This is a genomic window from Actinomycetospora sp. CA-084318 (assembly GCF_050955885.1).
Taxonomy (GTDB): domain Bacteria; phylum Actinomycetota; class Actinomycetes; order Mycobacteriales; family Pseudonocardiaceae; genus Actinomycetospora.
This window is the reverse complement of record NZ_CP192098.1, coordinates 5304766-5322079: the sequence shown is the minus strand read 5'-3', so window position 1 is coordinate 5322079 and position 17314 is coordinate 5304766. Positions and strand designations below refer to the sequence as shown.

Here is a 17314-nt window from a genome sequence, read left to right as displayed (position 1 = left end):
GACGTCCGGTCCGGGCTCAGCCCGACCCGACGCGGGCCAGCACGGCCCGGTGGTCGGTGCCCGCGACCGCGGCCACCTCGAAGCCGACCGGCTTCGGCCCCCCGGTGACGAGCACGTGGTCGATCTGCGCCCCGAGGACCCCGGGCACCCAGGACGGCCAGGTGCCGGTGACGCCGTCGCCGGTGGCCGTGCCCGCGTCGGTGCAGTTCGCCGTGGCCGACCGGAACAGCGCGTGGTCGGCGGTCGCGTTCATGTCGCCCGCGATGATCGTGGGCCGGTCGGCGTCGCACCACTGCGCGAGCCGGCCGACGTCGCGGACCCAGCCGTAGGTGTCGCCGGGCTTCGGCGACCGCGGGTGGTCGGCGACGAAGCGCAGTCCGGACGCGACCCCGGGCGCGGAGCGCGGCAGGTCGACCACGATCGCCGGGTACGTCCCGTCGCGGTCCTGGGTCACGGTGGGCCGGCCCAGCGAGGAGCGGACGAACACGGTCATGCCGGAGGCGTCGTCCGCGTCGTCGGCGGAGTACGAGCGGTACCCGGAGCCGCCCTGGCCCTCGTCGAGCCGGGACTCCAGCCGTCGCCGCAGGTCGCCGCGGGCCTCCGGGAGGGACACGAGGTCGGGGTCCCGGGCCTGGATCAGCGCCGCGAGGTCGTCGGCGTCCGCGAGCCCGGTGTAGGTGTTCAGGGCCAGGACGACGAGGCCGCCGGAGGTCTGCTCGACCGTCGTGCCACCCAGCCCACGGCTGGCGACCTCGGCCACCCCGACCCCGCCGACGAGCCCGACCGCCAGGGCGACGACGAGCGTGCCGGACGCCGCCCGGCGCCAGGCCCCGAACGCCGCGAGCAGGGCGATCACGAACGCGACCGTCGCCAGCTGCGGGCGGAACGCGACGACCTGCACGAACGGCGAGCGCTCGTCGAGGCCGAGCGCCTCCGGGAAGAGCACCACCCCGACGATCCCGGCGAGCACCACCGCGCCGACGATCGAGGGAGCGCCGGGCACCCGCCAGCGCGACGGACGGCGTCGGCGCGGGGGCGTCGGGGGCGGACCGCCCCGCGGTGGCGCCGGCGGGGGACCCGGGGGCACGTGCCACCCGGGCGGCCCGTCGTAGCGGGCCGTAGGGGCCGGGCGGGGCGCCGCACCGCCGCGCGCCGGCCCGGGCCGGGGGGACCCGGCGTCGGGACGAGGGGGACGACCGCCCGGCGGTGGGGAGGCCCCGGGACCGCGGCCGCCGTCGGGCCCCGGTCCCTGCTCCCACCAGGCGGGTCGGGTCACCCTCGGGTGACGCGCAGGACCACGTCGTCGTTCCCGTTGTCGGTGGTGAGGTAGAGCGCGCCGTCGGGGCCGACCCGCGCGCCGCGCAGGCGACCGAACTCGCCGTCGAGCTCCGGCGGGGTCGAGACCGACACGATCCGCTGGGCGTCGGCACCGGTTCCGGGGCGCATGAACAGCAGCTTCTCACCCTTCTGCGCGGTCACCGCGAGGGCCCCGTCGAGATCGCCCCACGCGGGGCCGGAGACGAAGGCGCCGCCGCTCGTGGCGATCGTGGGGTCGCCCGAGCTCCACGCGGCCGGGACCGCGTCGGGGTAGCGGCGCAGGTCGGTCATCGGCACGCCCTCGTCGTACCCGCCCGGCGTCTCGCCGCCGCGGGCCGGGTCCCAGCCGTAGTTGCGGCCGGGGATGACGACGTTGACCTCGTCGTCGACGTCCGGGCCGTGCTCGACGCTCCAGCCGGTCCCGGTGCCCGGCTGGAAGGCGACCGCCTGGACGTTGCGGTGCCCGTAGCCGGAGACGAGGCGCTCCGCCGCGCTGCCGGACGAGGCGAAGGGGTTGCCGGCCGCCGGGCCGCCGGTCTCGGGGTCGACGCGCAGCACCTTGCCGCCGAGCGCGGTGCGGTCCTGCGGGATCGTGGCGCGCGCGGTGTCGCCGGTGCCGATCCAGAGGGCGCCGTCGGGGCCGAAGGTCGGGCGGCAGCCGGAGTGGCGCCCCGAGGGGTTGATCGGCAGGCCGCCGACCAGCGGGTCCTTCGTGCGGGTGGCGCTCGCGCCGTCGGCGGAGAGCTGCCAGGCCACCACGCGGACGTCGACGGGGCGGCCGCCCTCCTGGTGGGTCTGGCAGGTGACGAAGCGGCCGGAGTCGTCGGGGTACGCGGCCATGCCCATGAGCCCGCCCTCGCCGCGCGCGTACACGCTCGCGAGGTCGGCCCGGACCGGCGTCACGCGGCCGTCGGTGATCGTCGACAGGGTGCCCTCGCGCTGGGTGACGAGCATGCGGCCGCGGACCCAGGTGACGTCCCAGGGCTTGTCCAGGCCCTCGGCGACCCGCTCCACGCGCAGCGCGCCGGTGGCCGGCGCCGCGGTGGCGTCCGACCCGGTCGACGACGGGGCCGAGCCCGACGGGGTCGGGGCGGGGGCCGAGGAGCAGGCGGTGAGCACGACGGCCGCCAGCGCGACGGTGGTCAGCAGGGGAGCGACACGCACGGGTGAATCATGCCCGGTGGGGCGTGGGCGTCCCGTGTGGGCGGGTTCAGGGTCGGCGCCGCGCCCAGGCCGGCGGGAGGTCCGCGAGCGCCGCGGCGACCTCGGCGGCGGACCGGTAGGTGCGGGCCGGGAGGACGAGCAGCGCTGCCCGGGTCGCGAGGTCGACGCCCTGCTCGTCGGCCCGCGCGAGGACCTGCCACGGGCGGGCGGGCCAGGGTGCGTCGCGCCAGCTGGCCGCGAAGCCCCGTTCGATCTCCCGCACGCTGCGGCCTGCGGGCCCGACCCGCACCCACCCGTCGTCGGGACCGGGGGCCCGACGGGGGAGCGGGAACGGCGCCGTCTCCGGGGAGAACAGCACGCCCCCGCGTGTTCCGGGGCGGACGTCCTGCAGGCTGCTCACGATCGGGTGACGCTACGGGGGTTGCGGGTCCCCGACCAGGGAGCCCGCTCCCGTGGCGGGACGGGACCTGGGTCCCGTCCTCGTGGACCGGGAGGACGAGGATCTGCCAACCTTCGGCGGGTGCGGCGTTCGATCACCGGCGCGCCGACCACGGCGCTGTGGCAGCTCGGCACGTTCGGGCTGGCCGGCGGGATCGTCGTGGCGCTCCTGATCGTGCCGGCCCCGCTCGCGGACGCGGCGTCCGGACTCTCCTACGTCGTCACCGCGTGGATCTACCTCGGGGCGGGCCTGGTGGCGTGGTCCCGTCGGCCGGGGAGCCGGATCGGGCCCCTGCTGAGCGCGGGCGGCGGGGTGTGGCTGCTCTGCGCGCTCGCGGCCACCCGGGTCCCCGTGCTGGTCGGCCTGGGCATCGTGATCGCGACCGTGCCGGTGGCGATCCTGCTCCACGTCCTGCTGTCGTTCCCCTCGGGTCGGCTGCGCGAGCCGGCTCCGCGCGCCCTCGTCATCGGCGGGTACGTGACGACCACCGTCCTGCAGGCGCCGGTCTGGCTCTGGTCGGCCGCGTCGCCGTTCGTGGTCGCCGACCGCCCGGACCTGCTGTACGTCGGCCGGGCGGTCAACTCCACCTGCGCCTTCGTCGTGATCCTCGCGACCGCGTACCTGCTGGTGCGCCGGCTCCGGGCGGCGCCCGCCGCCGACCGCACCGTCCTCGCGCCGCTCTACCTCTACGGCGGTGGCGCCGTCGTCGCCGTGGTGGTCGCCGGCAACCTCTACCGCGTGATGTCGGCGGACCCCCGGATCGTCGACTGGTTCCAGGTGTCCGTCCTGGCCGGCGTGCCGATCGCCTTCGCCACCGGCGTCGCGCTCGGCGGCTTCGCGCGGACCGCGGCGATCGAGGAGCTGGGGGTGTGGCTGGGCAGCACCGAGCGCCGGCGCGGCGAGGTCGGGCCCGCCCTCGCGCGGGTGCTCGGGGATCCGTCGCTCACGCTGGCCTTCCGCAGCGACGACGGGGCGTGGGTCGACGGTGAGGGACGTCCCGCCACGATCCCCGACGGCCGGGAGCTCGTTCCGATCGAGCTGGGACAGCAGGCCGTGGGCGCCATCGTCCACGACCCGACGCTCCAGTCCGACCCGGAGACGGTGCGCGCGGCCGGTCGGGTGGTGGCCATCGCGGTCGACCGGGAGCGGCTCACCGCGCGGCTGCTCGCCGAGCAGGAACAGCTGCGGGAGTCCCGCACGCGCCTGGTGGAGGCGGGGGACCGGGAACGGCGCCGCCTCGCCCGCGACCTGCACGACCGGCTGCAGAGCCGCCTCGTCCTGCTCGCCCTGCGGGCGGGCACGGCCCGTCCGGAGGCCGCCGATCTCGAGGCGTTCCGGCGCGACGTCGACGAGGTCGCCGCCGAGGTCCGGCTCATCGTCGCGGGCGTCATGCCCGCCCTGCTCCTCGAACGCGGGGTCACGGCCGCGGTCGAGGAGATGCTCGGGCGCACCCCGTTGCGGACCTCGCTCGCCGTCTCCGACGACGCGGACGGGGCGCGCCTGCCGCCGTCGGTCGAGGGCACGGCGTTCCACGTCGTCGCCGAGGCCATCACCAACACCGTCAAGCACGCGGGGGCGGCCGGGCTCGAGGTCGGGCTGCATCGCGCGGACGGGGTGCTGCGGGTCTCCGTGCACGACGACGGGTCCGGCGGGGCGGCCCCGGCGGGCGGCACCGGGCTGCGGGGGCTGCGCGACCGGGTCGAGGCGCTCGGCGGCCGCCTGACGGTGGAGAGCCCCGACGAGCGGGGGACGACCCTGGTGGCGGAGATCCCGTGCGGGTCGTGATCGGCGAGGACGAGGCGCTCCTGCGGGAGGGCCTGGGCCTGCTGCTGCGCCGCGAGGGGTTCGACGTCGTGGCCGCCGTCGGCGACGCCCCGGCCGTGGTCGACAGCGCGTTGCGGCTCGCGCCCGACCTCGTCCTCACCGACATCCGCATGCCCCCGGACGGTCTCGACGACGGGCTGCGGGCGGCCCTCCGGGTCCGGGCGGTGCGGCCCGACGTCGGGCTCGTGGTGCTCTCCCAGCACGTCCAGGGGCAGTACGCCCTCGAACTGCTGGGGCCCCGCCCGCGCGGGGTCGGGTACCTGCTCAAGCAGCGGGTGGCCGACGTCGCGAACTTCGTGCGCGACCTGCGGCGGGTCGCGGCCGGCGACGTCGCGCTCGACCCGGAGGTCGTCACCGCGATGCTCGCCCGGCAGGACGACGGGGTGGAGCGGCTCTCGGCCCGGCGCCGGGAGGTGCTCGGGCTGGTCGCGGAGGGTCGCAGCAACGCCGCGATCGCACGGCGGCTCGGGATCACCGAGAAGGCCGTCGTCGCGCACGTCTCGGGGATCTACGAGGCGCTGGGCCTCACCGACCACGCCGACGACCACCGCCGGGTCCTGGCGGTCGTACGCCATCTGACGCGGTGATCACTCGTTCGGACGTACGTAACGCGACTCAGGTCGCTTGTCGATCTCCGCGCGTGATCACAGTCTTGATCACGCGTGCGACGGGGTGGTCGGGGGACCGGGTCCTGTCGCGGGGGTCTCACGAGGGGTAGCAGTCGTGGCGGGTCGTCATCGCAAGGTTTCTCGACGTCGGGTGGCGGTGGCGTCGGTCGGTGTCCCGGCCGCGCTCGCCCTGGCGCTGGGCTTCGCGCCGTCGCCCCCGGAGGTGAGCGTGCCGGTGGCGCTGTCCTCGGCGCCGTCGTGGTCGGTGTCGGCCGCGCCGAAGGTCATGTCGGGTGGGACGTCGGCACCGGCCGTGGGGTCGGCGCACGGGGTGGCGGTGGACCCGGTGTCCGGCACCGTGTTCCAGGCCGACCCGGTCGCCTCGGTGGTGCGGGTGTTCGTTCCGGACGGGCGCGGGGGGCTGCGCCAGGTGGCCACGGTCGGGGTCGGGGCGACGCCGGTGGCCGTCGTCTGGGACGCGGTGTCGAAGCGGGTCCTCACGGCGGACAAGGGGTCGGGCACCGTCTCCGCGATCGTGCCCACCGGGTCCGGCGGGTGGACCTCGGGCGGGTCGGTGCCGGTCGGGTTCGCCCCGTCGGTGGTCGCGGTCGACCGGACCGGAGCGGTGCACGCCGCCGCGAAGGAGCAGGGCACCGGACCGGTGGCGACGCTGACCCGCACCGGCTCGCCGGCGTCGTACGAGCAGGCCCCCAAGGGGTGGGCCCCGAAGTCGTGGTCGGGCTACACGGTGACCCGCGGGGACGGCTTCGTGAAGTACTCCTCGAAGACCGGGAACACCGAGTTCTGCTTCGGCACCTGCACCGACGTCGCCGTCGGGAAGCCCGGGGTGAACGGGGGCCGGGGCGGCACCGCCTACTGCATCGGCACCTGCACGAACGTGGCCAGCGGAGCCGACGGCCGGGCCGGGGAGAACGGCGGCAACGGCGGCACCGCGTACTGCCTCGGGGTGTGCACGAACGTCGCGAACGGCGGCCGCGGCGGGGACGCCACCGGCCCGAACGCGACCGGCGGGAACGGCGGCAACGGCGGCACCGCGGTCTGCTACGGCCAGTGCCGGAACCTGGCGGCCGGCGGCCGGGGCGGGGACGCCACGGCGACCGGCGCCGACGGCACCGACGGCACCGCCGCGACCCCGGACGGCACGGACGGACAGAGCGCGACCGCGACCGGCGGCCGCGGTGGCGACGGCGGACTCGTCCTCACCGGGAAGGGCCTCGGCCGTGGCGCGGGCGGTCAGGGCGGCAACGCCACCGCCACCGGCGGCACCGGCGGCGACGGCGCCGACCAGAGCGTCACCGGCGGCACCGACGCCTTCGGTAACGGGCAGGCCGCCACCGCCACCGGCGGCAACGGCGGGCAGGGCGGCAACGCCACCGCCACGGCCGGTCAGGGCGGCACCGGGGCGGGCGGCCGCGCTGCGTCGGGGACCGCGACGGCGAACCCCGGCGCCGGCGGGAAGGGCGGCGACGCCACCGCCACCGGCGGCTCCGGCGCCGCCGGGACCAGCCTGACCGAGGCCTCGGGCGCCGGCTCCATCAGCACGAGCGGCGGAGGCGGCGGCACCGGCGGCGCGGCGAGCGCCACCGGCGGCCGGGGCGGCGCCGGCGGGACCGGTACCGCCACCCGCGACGGCGCGAGCACCACGACCACCGGCCCCGGCGGTGACGGCGGGAACGCCACCGCCACCGGCGGCGCCGGAGGCGACGGCGGCTCCCTCGACCTCACCAACACCCGGCCCGGCGGCAGCGTCGACGTCATCGGCGGCCCGGGTGGCGCGGGCGGCGCCGCGATCGTGAACGCCGGACAGGCCGGTGGGCCCGGCGGTTCCGACGGCACCGCCACCGCCACCGGTGGCGCCGGCGGCCAGGGCGGCAACGCCTCCGCCACCACCGTCGACGGCACCCCCGGCACGGACGGGTCGGCCGGGTCGGACGGCGGCGACGCCGGCGCCGCGACCGCCACCGGCGGCGCGGGTGGCAACGGCGGCACCGCCACCACCAGCCCGGGCGGCACGGCGACCGACGGCGCGGGTGGTCAGGGCGGGAACGCCACGGCCGACGCCGGCGACGGCGGCGCGGGTGGCGCCGGGACCGGGACCTACGACGCCACGACGAACACCGTGGTCGCCACCGGCGGCGACGGCGGACAGGGTGGGAACGCCTCCGCCACCGCCGGCCAGGGTGGGACCGGCGCCGGCGGGTCCGCGCCGAACGGCACCGCGTCGGCCGATCCCGGCGTCGGGGGAGCCGGCGGCTCCGCCACCGCCACCGGCGGGAACGGGACGAACGGCGCCGCGGGCGCCCCGGCCACCCCGGCCGTCGGGAGCGAACAGAACTTCGGCGGCGCCGGCGGTTCCGGTCTCCCCGGCAGCGCCGGACAGAACGCGACCGCCACCGGCGGCAACGGCGGGGCGGGCGGCACCCGCACGGTCGACGGCGTCCAGGGCGAGCCGGGCGCCACGGGCACCGGCGGGGCGGCGACCGCCTCCGGCGGCGACGGGGGCTCCGGGGGCTCCGGAGGCGCCGGCGGGTCGACCGGACCGGGCGAGGTGAACCTCGGCGGGAACGGCGGGTCCGGTGGCACCGGCGGGACGGGCGGGACGGCGACCGCCACGTCGGGCACCGGCTCCAGCGCCGGCGCCGCGACCGCGACCGCAGGCACGGGCGGGACGGGCGGCACGGGCGGGGCCGGCGGGGCCGGCGGAGACAGCTCCTCCGGGCCCAGCAGCTCGCTCTCGGCCGGAGGGCGAGGTGGCGCCGGGGGCACCGGCGGGGCCGGGGGGAACGCCACAGCGACCGGTGACGGCGCGGCCGCCGCCGACCCCGGGGACGGCGGGGACGGCGGGGACGGCGGGGAGGGCGGCGACGCCGGGACCTCGACCAGCGGCTTCCCCAACAGCATCGGCGGTGACGGCGGGGCCGGTGGCGCGGGCGGTGCCGGCGGGACGGGGAGCGCCGAGAGCGGCGACACGACCACCACCTTTACCGGGGCCACCGGCTCGGGAGGCGACGGCGGAGACGGTGGCGACGCGAGCGACGTCGACACCATCGACGCGCCCGGGGCCTCGGCGGGCGGCACCGGTGGTGCGGGCGGGGCACCCGGCGGTGAGCGGGGCGCCGACGGCGCGTCGGGGACGGCCGGCTGAGCCGACCCCCACCCGCACCCGTCGTCGGGATCGCCCCGGCTGACCTGAGCGAACGGCGCTCTCGACGCATCTATGTGCGCGAGAGTGCCTCAGTGTCAGTGTCGGTGGTGCCGCTGATGGCGGTGCTGGGATCCTGGTCGCTGGTGTTCTGGCTCGGAGAGTGCCTGCCCCCTTCGTGGTGGCAACTCGAACGTTGTGCCGAGCACCAGCGGCCAGGACCGGCCGGCGTGACTTGATAGGAGCGTGGCATCGCCCCCACTGAGGTGTGTCCGCCGACCGGCCCCAGCCTGTTTGTCACCCAGGCGAAAGGGAGACCGTTCGATGGTCCTCACAGTCGGAGTCGATGTCCACAAGGGGTCGCACACCGCGGTCATGGTCGACCAGGTCGGCGCCCGGCAGGCCAGCAAGACCGTCAAGGCCACCGACGCCGGTCATCTCGAGCTGACCGTCTGGGCTCGCGCCCAGGCCACCCAGCTCACCGGCAGCAAGCCCGGCGAGACCGGCGGGGTGTGTTGGGCGGTGGAGGACTGTCGGCATGTCTCCACCCGCCTGGAGCGGGCGCTGCTCGCGACCGGGGCGCGGGTGGTGCGGGTGCCCCCGAAGTTGATGGCCGGCACCCGGGCCTCGGCGCGCACCCGCGGCAAGTCCGACCCGATCGACGCGCTGGCGGTGGCCCGCGCGGCGCTCCGCGAGCCCGACCTGCCCGTCGCCGAGCACGACCCGGAGTCCCGGGAGCTCAAGCTGCTGGTCGACCATCGGGAGAGCCTGCTCGGTGAGCGCACCGCCAAGGTCAACCGGCTGCGCTGGCACCTGCACGGACTCGACCCCGAACTGCACCTGCCCGCCCGCGGCTTGGGCAGCCTGCGCCGGCTGGACTGGCTCACCGCTCACCTCGCCGAGGCCCACACCGGGCTGGCCGCCGAGCTCGCCGCCGAACTGATCGGCGACATCCGCCGGGTCACCGTCCGGATCCGGGCCCTGGAACGCGAGATCACCGCGCGCACGCAGGCGCTGGCGCCGCAGCTGCTCGACCTCGACGGCTGCGCCGCGCTGACCGCCGCGAAGATTCTCGGGGAGACCGCGAACATCACCCGGTTCCGCTCCGAGGCCTGCTACGCCATGCACGCCGGCGTCGCCCCCGTCCCGGCCTCGTCCGGTCGCAGCGACCGTCACCGCCTGGCCCGCGGCGGGAACCGGCAACTCAACGCCGCACTCCACCGCATCGCCCGCACCCAAGCCCGCATGCCCGACAGCCTCGGCCATGCCTACTACCAACGACGCATCGCCGGCTCCGACCAGGACAAGGACGCCATCCGAGCCCTCAAACGGCGCCTTGCCCGAGTCGTCTACAACCTCCTACAACCCACAGTCCACGATCACGAACGAGCCGCCGCTTGACATAGGAGCAACGTTCGCCGAATCCGGGGCGTGCGAAGGTGGAGGACGTGACGGGCACCACCACGCTCATCGAGTCCCTGCGGCAGGTGGTCGGGGAGGTCAAGCACCGCCCGATCGACCTCGCGGCGCACGCCAACGACGCGAGCCACTACCTGCTGCACCCGCAGGCCGTGGTGGTGCCGGACGGCGCGGCGGAGATCGCGGCGCTGCTGCAGCTCGGCGTGCGGGACCGGCTGCACCTCACCTTCCGCTCGGGCGGCACGTCGTTGTCCGGCCAGGGCGTCTCCGACGGCGTCCTCGTGGACACGCGCCGGCACTTCCGCGACATCGACGTCCTCGACGACGGGCGCGCCGTGCGCCTGCAGCCGGGCCTCACGGTCAACGAGGTCAACGCCCGGCTCGCGCCGTACGGCCGCAAGATCGGGCCCGACCCGGCGTCGTCGGCCGCGTGCACCATCGGCGGCGTCGTCGCGAACAACTCCTCGGGCATGAGCTGCGGCACCGAGTTCAACACGTACTCGACGCTGCGCAGCCTCACCCTCGTGCTGGCGAGCGGCACGATCCTCGACACCGGGCGGCCCGACGCCGACGACGAGCTGCGCCACCGCGAGCCCGCGCTGTACGAGGGTCTCGACCGGCTGCGGGCACGGGTCACCGGGAACCCGCACTCCGTCGAGCGGCTGCGCCACCTGTTCTCGATGAAGAACACGATGGGCTACGGGCTGAACTCGTTCCTCGACTTCGAGCGGCCGATCGACGTCCTCGCCCACCTGCTCGTCGGCTCCGAGGGGACGCTCGGGTTCGTCGCGGACGTGGTGCTCGAGACGCTGCCGGTCCTGCCCCACGCGGCGACCTCGATGCTCGTCTTCGCGAACACGAGCGACGCCACCGACGCACTGCCCGCCCTGCTCGACGCCGGGGCGAAGACCCTCGAGCTGCTCGACGCCCGCGCGCTCGTCGTCGCCCAGTCCGACCCGCGGGCGCCGTCGACGGTGCAGGAGCTCGCCGTCGACGGGCATGCCGGTCTGCTCGTCGAGTTCCAGACCGCCACCGCCGAGGAACTGGACCACGTCCAGGCCGACGCCGAGCCGGTGCTCGCGCAGCTGCCGCTCACCCGCGACGCGGGCCTCACCCGCGAGCCCACCGCCCGCGCGTCGCTGTGGGCGCTGCGCAAGGGCCTCTACACGGCGGTCGCGGCCGCACGCCCGAGCGGGACGACGGCGTTGCTCGAGGACATCTCGGTGCCGGTCCGGACGCTGCCCTCGACCTGCGACGGGTTGACGGAGCTGTTCGACCGCCACGGCTACGAGGGCTCGGTGATCTTCGGGCACGCGAAGGACGGCAACGTCCACTTCCTGGTCAACGAGCGCTTCGACGACCCCCGCGAGCTGGAGCGCTACCGCGTCTTCACCGACGAGATGGTCGACCTCGTCCTCGCCCAGGACGGCACGCTGAAGGCCGAGCACGGCACCGGCCGGATCATGACGCCGTTCGTCCGCCGCCAGTACGGCGACGAGCTGTACGGCGTGATGCAGGAGGTCAAGGCGCTCTGCGACCCGACTGGTCTGCTCAACCCCGGCATCATCCTGTCCGACCGGCCCGACGCCCACCTCACCGATCTCAAGACGGTGCCCACCGTCGACCACGAGGTCGACGCCTGCGTCGAGTGCGGCTACTGCGAGCCGGTCTGTCCGTCCCGACGGGTCACGACGACGCCGCGCCAGCGCATCGTCCTGCGGCGCGCCGCGGCGAAGGACCCGGCGCTGGCGGCGGAGATCGAGGCCGACTACGCCTACGACGCCGTCGACACCTGCGCCGCCGACGGCATGTGCGCCACCGCCTGCCCGGTGCGGATCAACACCGGCGACCTGATGAAGCGGCTGCGGAGCGAACGGCACTCGGACCGGGCGCAGCAGGCCGGCCGCACGGTGGCGGAGCACTGGCAGGGGGTCTCCGGCACCGCCCGGGTCGCCCTGAAGCTCGCGGCGACGGTGCCCGGGCTGACGGCCGCCGCGTCGGCCGCGGCCCGGACGGTGCTCCCGACCGACCTCGTCCCGCTCTACTCCCGCGAGGTCCCGCCCGGTGCCGACACCCGGCCCGACCCGACCTACCCGACGAACCCCGACGTCGTGTTCTTCCCGACCTGCCTGCACCAGGTGTTCGCGCCGGAGTCGGGGGACGGTGCGGCCCACGCCTTCCTGCGCCTGGCCGAGCGCGCGGGCGTCGTCGTCGCCGTGCCGGAGGGCATCGGGCAGATGTGCTGCGGCGTGCCGTGGGAGTCGAAGGGGTTCACCGAGGGCAGCCGGGCCATGGCCGCGACCGTCGTCGACGGGCTGTGGGGCTCCACGCAGCAGGGTCGCCTGCCCGTGGTGGTCGACGCGTCGTCGTGCACCCACGGGCTGGAGGGGATCGCGAAGCTCCTGCCCGACGACGCCCGCGTCCCGTCGCTGCGGTTCGTCGACGCGGTCAGCTACACCGCGCACGAGATCCTGCCGAAGCTCACCGTCGGGACGAGGGCCGCCTCGCTGACGCTGCACCCCACCTGCTCGACGACCCACCTCGGCATCGGCGACGACCTGCGGCTGCTCGCCGAGGCGGTGGCCGACGAGGTCGTGGTGCCGACGGCGTGGGGCTGCTGCGGTTATGCGGGCGACCGCGGGATGCTCCACCCCGAGCTCACCGAGGGCGCGACCGCGGAGCAGGCCGCCGAGGTCCGCGCCCACCCGACGGAGCTGTACGCGAGCTGCAACCGCACCTGCGAGATGGGCGTCTCGAAGGCGACCGGGCAGACCTACCGGCACGTCCTGGAACTGCTCGACGAGAGGTGCGCTCCGCGCCCGTGAGTACTCATCCGTGCCCTGGCACGGATGAGTACTCACGAGGGCGCAGCCCACCTCACCCGGTAGGTCACCGGCCAGCGCTTGCCGGTCAGCAGGAACTGCGCTCCATCCCCCGTCGCTCCGCTCGCCCCGTCCGTGCCGGGGATCGCCGCGATGCCGTTCAGCACGGCATCCGCGTCGCCCCGGGTGGACGCGGGACGCAGCGCGGCCGCGTCGACCACCGTCGTCACCCGTCCCGACGCCGGGTCCACGCCCACGATCTCGTCGGTCTGCCACACGTTGGCCCAGATCGTGGTCGGGGTGCACTCCAGCTCGTTGAGCATGCGGACCCCGGTGTCGACCGTGCGGCGCGGCGCGAACGTCGCCGGGTCGCGGAACACCAGGGTCGACGATCCGTCCGAGGTCACCAGGTCGGTCGCCGTGTGGCAGATGCCCCAGCCCTCCCGATCGTTCGGGAACGTCGCCGTGACCGCGAGCGTCGCCGGATCGCGCCGGTAGACCACGCCGTCCCGCCAGGTCAACTGCCAGATCGCGGTCGGCGTCACGGTGATGCCCTCGCCGAACTGCTCGGGCGGCAGGTCGATTGCCCGGCGGACCGCCCCCGTCGTCGGGTCGGTCTCGCGCAGCTGGGACTGCCCGACGAGCCCCGTGCCCTCCCAGAGGCTGTCCCCGGCGATCTCGAAGCCCTGGGTGAAGGCGGCCGGATCGTGCGGCATCGTCCCGAGCACCTGCACGGTCATCCGGGTGACGGACGGGTCTGCGGGAGCCGGGGCCGACGAGCAGCCGGCGGACAGGAGCGAGACGAGGACCAGCGCGAGGAGCCACCGCACGCCCGGGAGACTCCCACGCCCGGGGCCAGGCCGGGGTCAGGCACAATCGGACGAGTGCAGGACCTCGCCGACAGCGCCACGCCCACCACCGTGCTCGCCGCCGCCGTCGACCTCGCGCGCGCCGCGGCGGTCGAGGCCGCCGACGGCGAGTCCGCGCAGGTCGGCGCGCACCTCGAGGTCGTCCGCGAGGACGACACCGCCGCCACCCACTACTTCGCCGCCGACAAGCCCGGCTACCGCGGCTGGACCTGGGCGGTCACCGTCATGGGCGTCGACGACGTGACCCTCGGCGAGGTCGCGCTGTTGCCCGGCGCCGACGCCGTCGTCGCGCCCGAGTGGATCCCGTGGACCGAGCGGGTGCGTGCCGAGGACCTCGCCCCCGGCGACCTGCTGCCCGTCGACGAGGACGACGAGCGCCTCGTCCCGGCCCACGCGGCCCTCGACGACGACGAGCCCGGGGCCGAGGAGGTCCGCGCGGTCGCCGACGAGCTCGGCTTCGGCCGCCCGCGCGTGATGAGCCCGGAGGGCCGGTTCGACGCCGCCGAGCGCTGGACCGGCGGCGACTTCGGCCCGGGCGCGGAGATGGCCCGCGCGGCGTCGGCCCACTGCGGGACCTGCGGCTTCTACCTCTCGCTCGGCGGCTCGCTGCGCGGCGCGTTCGGGGTCTGCGGCAACGGCAACGTCCCGGCCGACGGGCACGTGGTGCACGCCGAGTACGGCTGCGGCGGGCACTCCGAGCTCCAGGTCGACACCGGCTCGGTGGTGATGGTCGCGGAGCTGGTCTACGACGACGGGGTCGAGATGGACCCCGTACCCGCGACCGACTGACGTCGGCCGACGGTGTCGGGGGACCCGTTCGGCACCGCCGCCCTGCGGCACGCGGTCCGCACCGCGTGGGCGGCCTCTCCGGCGCGCCTGCGGGAGGACGCCAACGCCGAGGAGGACCTCGTGCGCGGCGGCTACCGCGGCCGCTGGTTCACCGAGCTGGCGCAGAACGCGGCCGACGCGGGCGCGGCGGCGGGTCGGCCGGCGCGGCTGCGGGTGCGCCTGCACGACGGTGAGCTGCGGGTCGGGAACACCGGCGCACCGCTCGACGCCGACGGGGTCGTGGCCCTGGCGTCGCTGCGCGCGTCGGCGAAGCGCGGCGGGGGCACCGTCGGGCGCTTCGGCGTCGGCTTCAGCGCCGTCCTCGACCTGACCGACGAGCCGCGGGTCGTCTCCACCGGCGGCGGTGTCGCGTTCTCCCGGGCCCGGACCCGGGAGGAGGTCATGGCGGCCGGTGGGGCGCTCGCCGCGGAGGCGGAGCGCCGCGGCCCAGACGGCGTCCCCGCGCTGCGGCTGCCGTGGCCGGTCGCGGAGGACCTCGACCCGGACGTCGTGACGGAGGTCCGGCTCCCGCTGCGCGATCCCGCCGTCGACGTCCTGCGCTCGGCCCGGGAGCAGGCGCCCGACCTGCTGCTGGCGCTGCCCTGGCTGGCCGCCGTCGAGGTGGCGGGGGAGACGGTCGAGCGGGTCGAGGGCGACGACGGCCGGGTGCGGATCGCCGACGTCACGTGGACCGTCCTCCCGATCGCCGGCGAGCTGCCCCCCGACCTCCGCCGGAGCGCCGCCCTCGCGGTGGAGGACCGCGGCCGCACCGGGTGGGAGGGCCTGTGGGCGTACCCCGCACCCGGCCCGGACACCCTCCACGCGCCCACCGCGACCGCCGAGACGACGACGCTGCCCGCCCGCCTCGTCGTCACCGTGCCGCTCGACGCCGACCGCCGCCGGGTGCGCCGGGGCCCGGTCACCGACCACGTCCTGCGCGCGGCGGCCGCCCGCTACCCGGACCTCGTGCGCCGCGTCGACCCGGCGGAGCGCACCGCCCTCGTCCCCGACGCCGCCCTGCCCGCGTCGGAGGTCGACGCCGTCCTGCGCGAGGGTGCCCTCGCCGCCCTGCGCCGCGCGGCCTGGCTGCCCGGCGCGGCCGGACCCGACGTCGTGCCGGCCCGCGCGTCCGCCCTCCCCGATCCGGCCCCCGCGCTCGTCGCGGCCCTCGCCGACACCCTCGACGGCCTCACCGACCGGCCCTGGACCGCGGCGCTCGGCGACCTCGGCGTCGCCCGGCTCGACCCCGCGGCGCTCGTCGACCGGCTGACCGGGCTGCGCCGCCCGCCGTCCTGGTGGCGGGCCCTCTACGCCGCGCTGGCCGCCCTCGAGGGGCTCGACCGCACCGAGCTGGCCGCGCTGCCGGTCCCGCTCGTCGACGGCCGCCTCGCGCTCGGACCCCGCGGCCGGCTGCTGCCGGGCCCGGAGCTCGCCGACCTCGACCTCGAGGGCCTGGACCTGCACGTGGTGCACCCCGACGCGGTCCACCCGCTGCTCGAGGCGCTCGGCGCCCGCCGGGCCGACGGCCCGGCCCTGCTCGACGAACCGGAGGTCCGGGAGGCCGTCGAGCGCTCCGTCGACGACGCCGACGCCGGCCTCGACGTCGACCCGCTCGCGCGCCTGGTCCTGGCGGTGATCACACCCGGGACCGCCGGGTTCGGGGCCCTGGCCCTGCCCGAGCACGACGGCGGGTACCGGCGCGCCGACGAGCTCGTCCTGCCCGACGGCGCGCTGCGGGCCGTGCTGGGGGAGGACTCGCCGGTCGGGGTGCTCGCCGACCGGGCCGCGGCCGCGTACCCGCGCGCGGCGCTGCTCGCGGTCGGGGTGCTCGACGGGTTCGCGGTGCTGCACGACGACGCCCCGACCGGCCCGGACCACGACCTCGACGAGGAGGAGACGTGGTGGGCCGAGGAGGTCGACCCCGAGCCGGGCCGGGGCGGCGCCGGGACGGCCGAGGCCGACGGCGCCCCGACGCCGCCCAGCTCGCTCGTCGCGGTCCGCGACCTCGAGCTCGTCGCCGACTGGGCCGCCGCCTGGCCGGTGCTCGCCGCGGACCGGGAGGTGCGGGCCGCCCTCGTCCGGCTGCCGGGGGAGCCCGTGCCGTACACCGCCTGGTGGCTCGCCCGGCACGGACGGCTCACCGGCCGGCGGCCCGGGGCCTGGCGGCTGCCCGGAGCCGTCGTCGACGCGGCCCTGGAGGCCCTGTACGACCCGGCGCCGGTCGACCTCGACGCCGGGTTCCTGACGGCGGTCGGGGTGCGCACCGACCTGCGGGTCGCGGGGCCGGCGGAGGCCGACGACCTGCTCGCACGCCTCGCCGACCCGGCCCGCGTCGTCCCCGCCGCGGCGGCGCTCGCGGCCCACACCGCGCTCGGCGAGGCCGTCCACGCCCGTCGGCTGGACGTCGCCGACGTCGACCCGCCGGACCGGGTCCGCACCGCCGGCGGCGCCGTGGTGACCGCCGACCCCGACCGGGACCCGACGCCGGTCGTCCTCGACCGCCCCTGGCTGCTGGGTGCCGTCGCCGCGAGCTGCGTGGTGCCGGTGGCCGCCCGCCACGCGGCGGCGCTCGCCGAGCTGCTGGACCTGCCGGTGGCGTCCGAGGTCGTGCACGGCGAGGTCCGGTCGCCGGGCACCGCCACGGCGTGGAGCGCGCTCGTCGACGCCGCCGTGTGGGCGGCCGCCGCCGGCCGGGAGCTGCCGGACGGCGAGGTCGTGGTGCACGAGCGGCTGCGGGTCGCGGTGACCGTCGACGGCGCCACCCGCGAGATCTTCCCGGTCGTGTGGGTCGCGGACGGCACGCTGCACACCGACGACCCGGTGCGGGCGCTGCTCGCGTGATCCACAGCGGACCCACAGCC

11 protein-coding genes are annotated in these 17314 nt (G+C 76.9%); 7 read left to right on the top strand and 4 right to left on the bottom strand.

The features are described from left to right. Positions 1-16 precede the first annotated feature (16 nt). The 3 genes from ACQPYX_RS25925 to ACQPYX_RS25915 all read right to left on the bottom strand — a co-directional run bounded on the left by ACQPYX_RS25925 (position 17) and on the right by ACQPYX_RS25915 (position 2881). Positions 17-1003 (bottom strand): endonuclease/exonuclease/phosphatase family protein, encoded by a 987-nt coding sequence (locus tag ACQPYX_RS25925; RefSeq protein ID WP_433800163.1) that lies wholly within the window; start codon positions 1001-1003, stop codon positions 17-19. Between the two features lie 269 nt (positions 1004-1272). Beyond that, positions 1273-2481: a PQQ-dependent sugar dehydrogenase gene (locus tag ACQPYX_RS25920; protein ID WP_433800162.1), complete on the bottom strand. Its 1209-nt coding sequence runs from the start codon at positions 2479-2481 to the stop codon at positions 1273-1275. 46 nt (positions 2482-2527) lie between these two features. After that, a complete protein-coding gene (locus ACQPYX_RS25915) occupies positions 2528-2881 on the bottom strand; it encodes a hypothetical protein (protein WP_433800161.1) in 354 nt (117 codons plus the stop codon). 120 nt (positions 2882-3001) lie between these two features. Between ACQPYX_RS25915 and ACQPYX_RS25910 the strand changes: the two genes are divergently transcribed. From ACQPYX_RS25910 to ACQPYX_RS25890, 5 genes are all read left to right on the top strand, one after another. Next, positions 3002-4705, top strand: a complete 1704-nt coding sequence (locus ACQPYX_RS25910; protein ID WP_433800160.1) for a sensor histidine kinase — start codon at positions 3002-3004, stop codon at positions 4703-4705. Beyond that, positions 4693-5331, top strand: coding sequence for a response regulator (locus ACQPYX_RS25905; RefSeq protein ID WP_433800159.1), 639 nt, complete (start codon positions 4693-4695; stop codon positions 5329-5331). The genes ACQPYX_RS25910 and ACQPYX_RS25905 overlap by 13 nt, the downstream gene beginning before the upstream one ends. A 172-nt stretch (positions 5332-5503) precedes the next feature. After that, a complete protein-coding gene (locus tag ACQPYX_RS25900) occupies positions 5504-8518 on the top strand; it encodes a YncE family protein (RefSeq protein WP_433800158.1) in 3015 nt (1004 codons plus the stop codon). A gap of 321 nt (positions 8519-8839) precedes the next feature. Then, a complete protein-coding gene (locus tag ACQPYX_RS25895; protein ID WP_433799434.1) occupies positions 8840-9916 on the top strand; it encodes an IS110 family transposase in 1077 nt (358 codons plus the stop codon). Between the two features lie 47 nt (positions 9917-9963). After that, positions 9964-12759, top strand: a complete 2796-nt coding sequence (locus ACQPYX_RS25890) for an FAD-binding and (Fe-S)-binding domain-containing protein (RefSeq protein ID WP_433800157.1) — start codon at positions 9964-9966, stop codon at positions 12757-12759. Positions 12760-12791: 32 nt separating this feature from the next. Here ACQPYX_RS25890 and ACQPYX_RS25885 read toward each other — a convergent pair whose 3' ends face one another. Further along, positions 12792-13586, bottom strand: a complete 795-nt coding sequence (locus tag ACQPYX_RS25885) for a glutaminyl-peptide cyclotransferase (protein WP_433800156.1) — start codon at positions 13584-13586, stop codon at positions 12792-12794. 54 nt (positions 13587-13640) lie between these two features. On the opposite strand from ACQPYX_RS25885, the gene ACQPYX_RS25880 reads away from it, so the two are divergent. Next, positions 13641-14414, top strand: coding sequence for a DUF3027 domain-containing protein (locus ACQPYX_RS25880; RefSeq protein WP_433800155.1), 774 nt, complete (start codon positions 13641-13643; stop codon positions 14412-14414). A gap of 12 nt (positions 14415-14426) precedes the next feature. Next, a complete protein-coding gene (locus tag ACQPYX_RS25875; RefSeq protein ID WP_433800154.1) occupies positions 14427-17294 on the top strand; it encodes a sacsin N-terminal ATP-binding-like domain-containing protein in 2868 nt (955 codons plus the stop codon). The last annotated feature ends 20 nt before the right edge of the window (positions 17295-17314 follow it).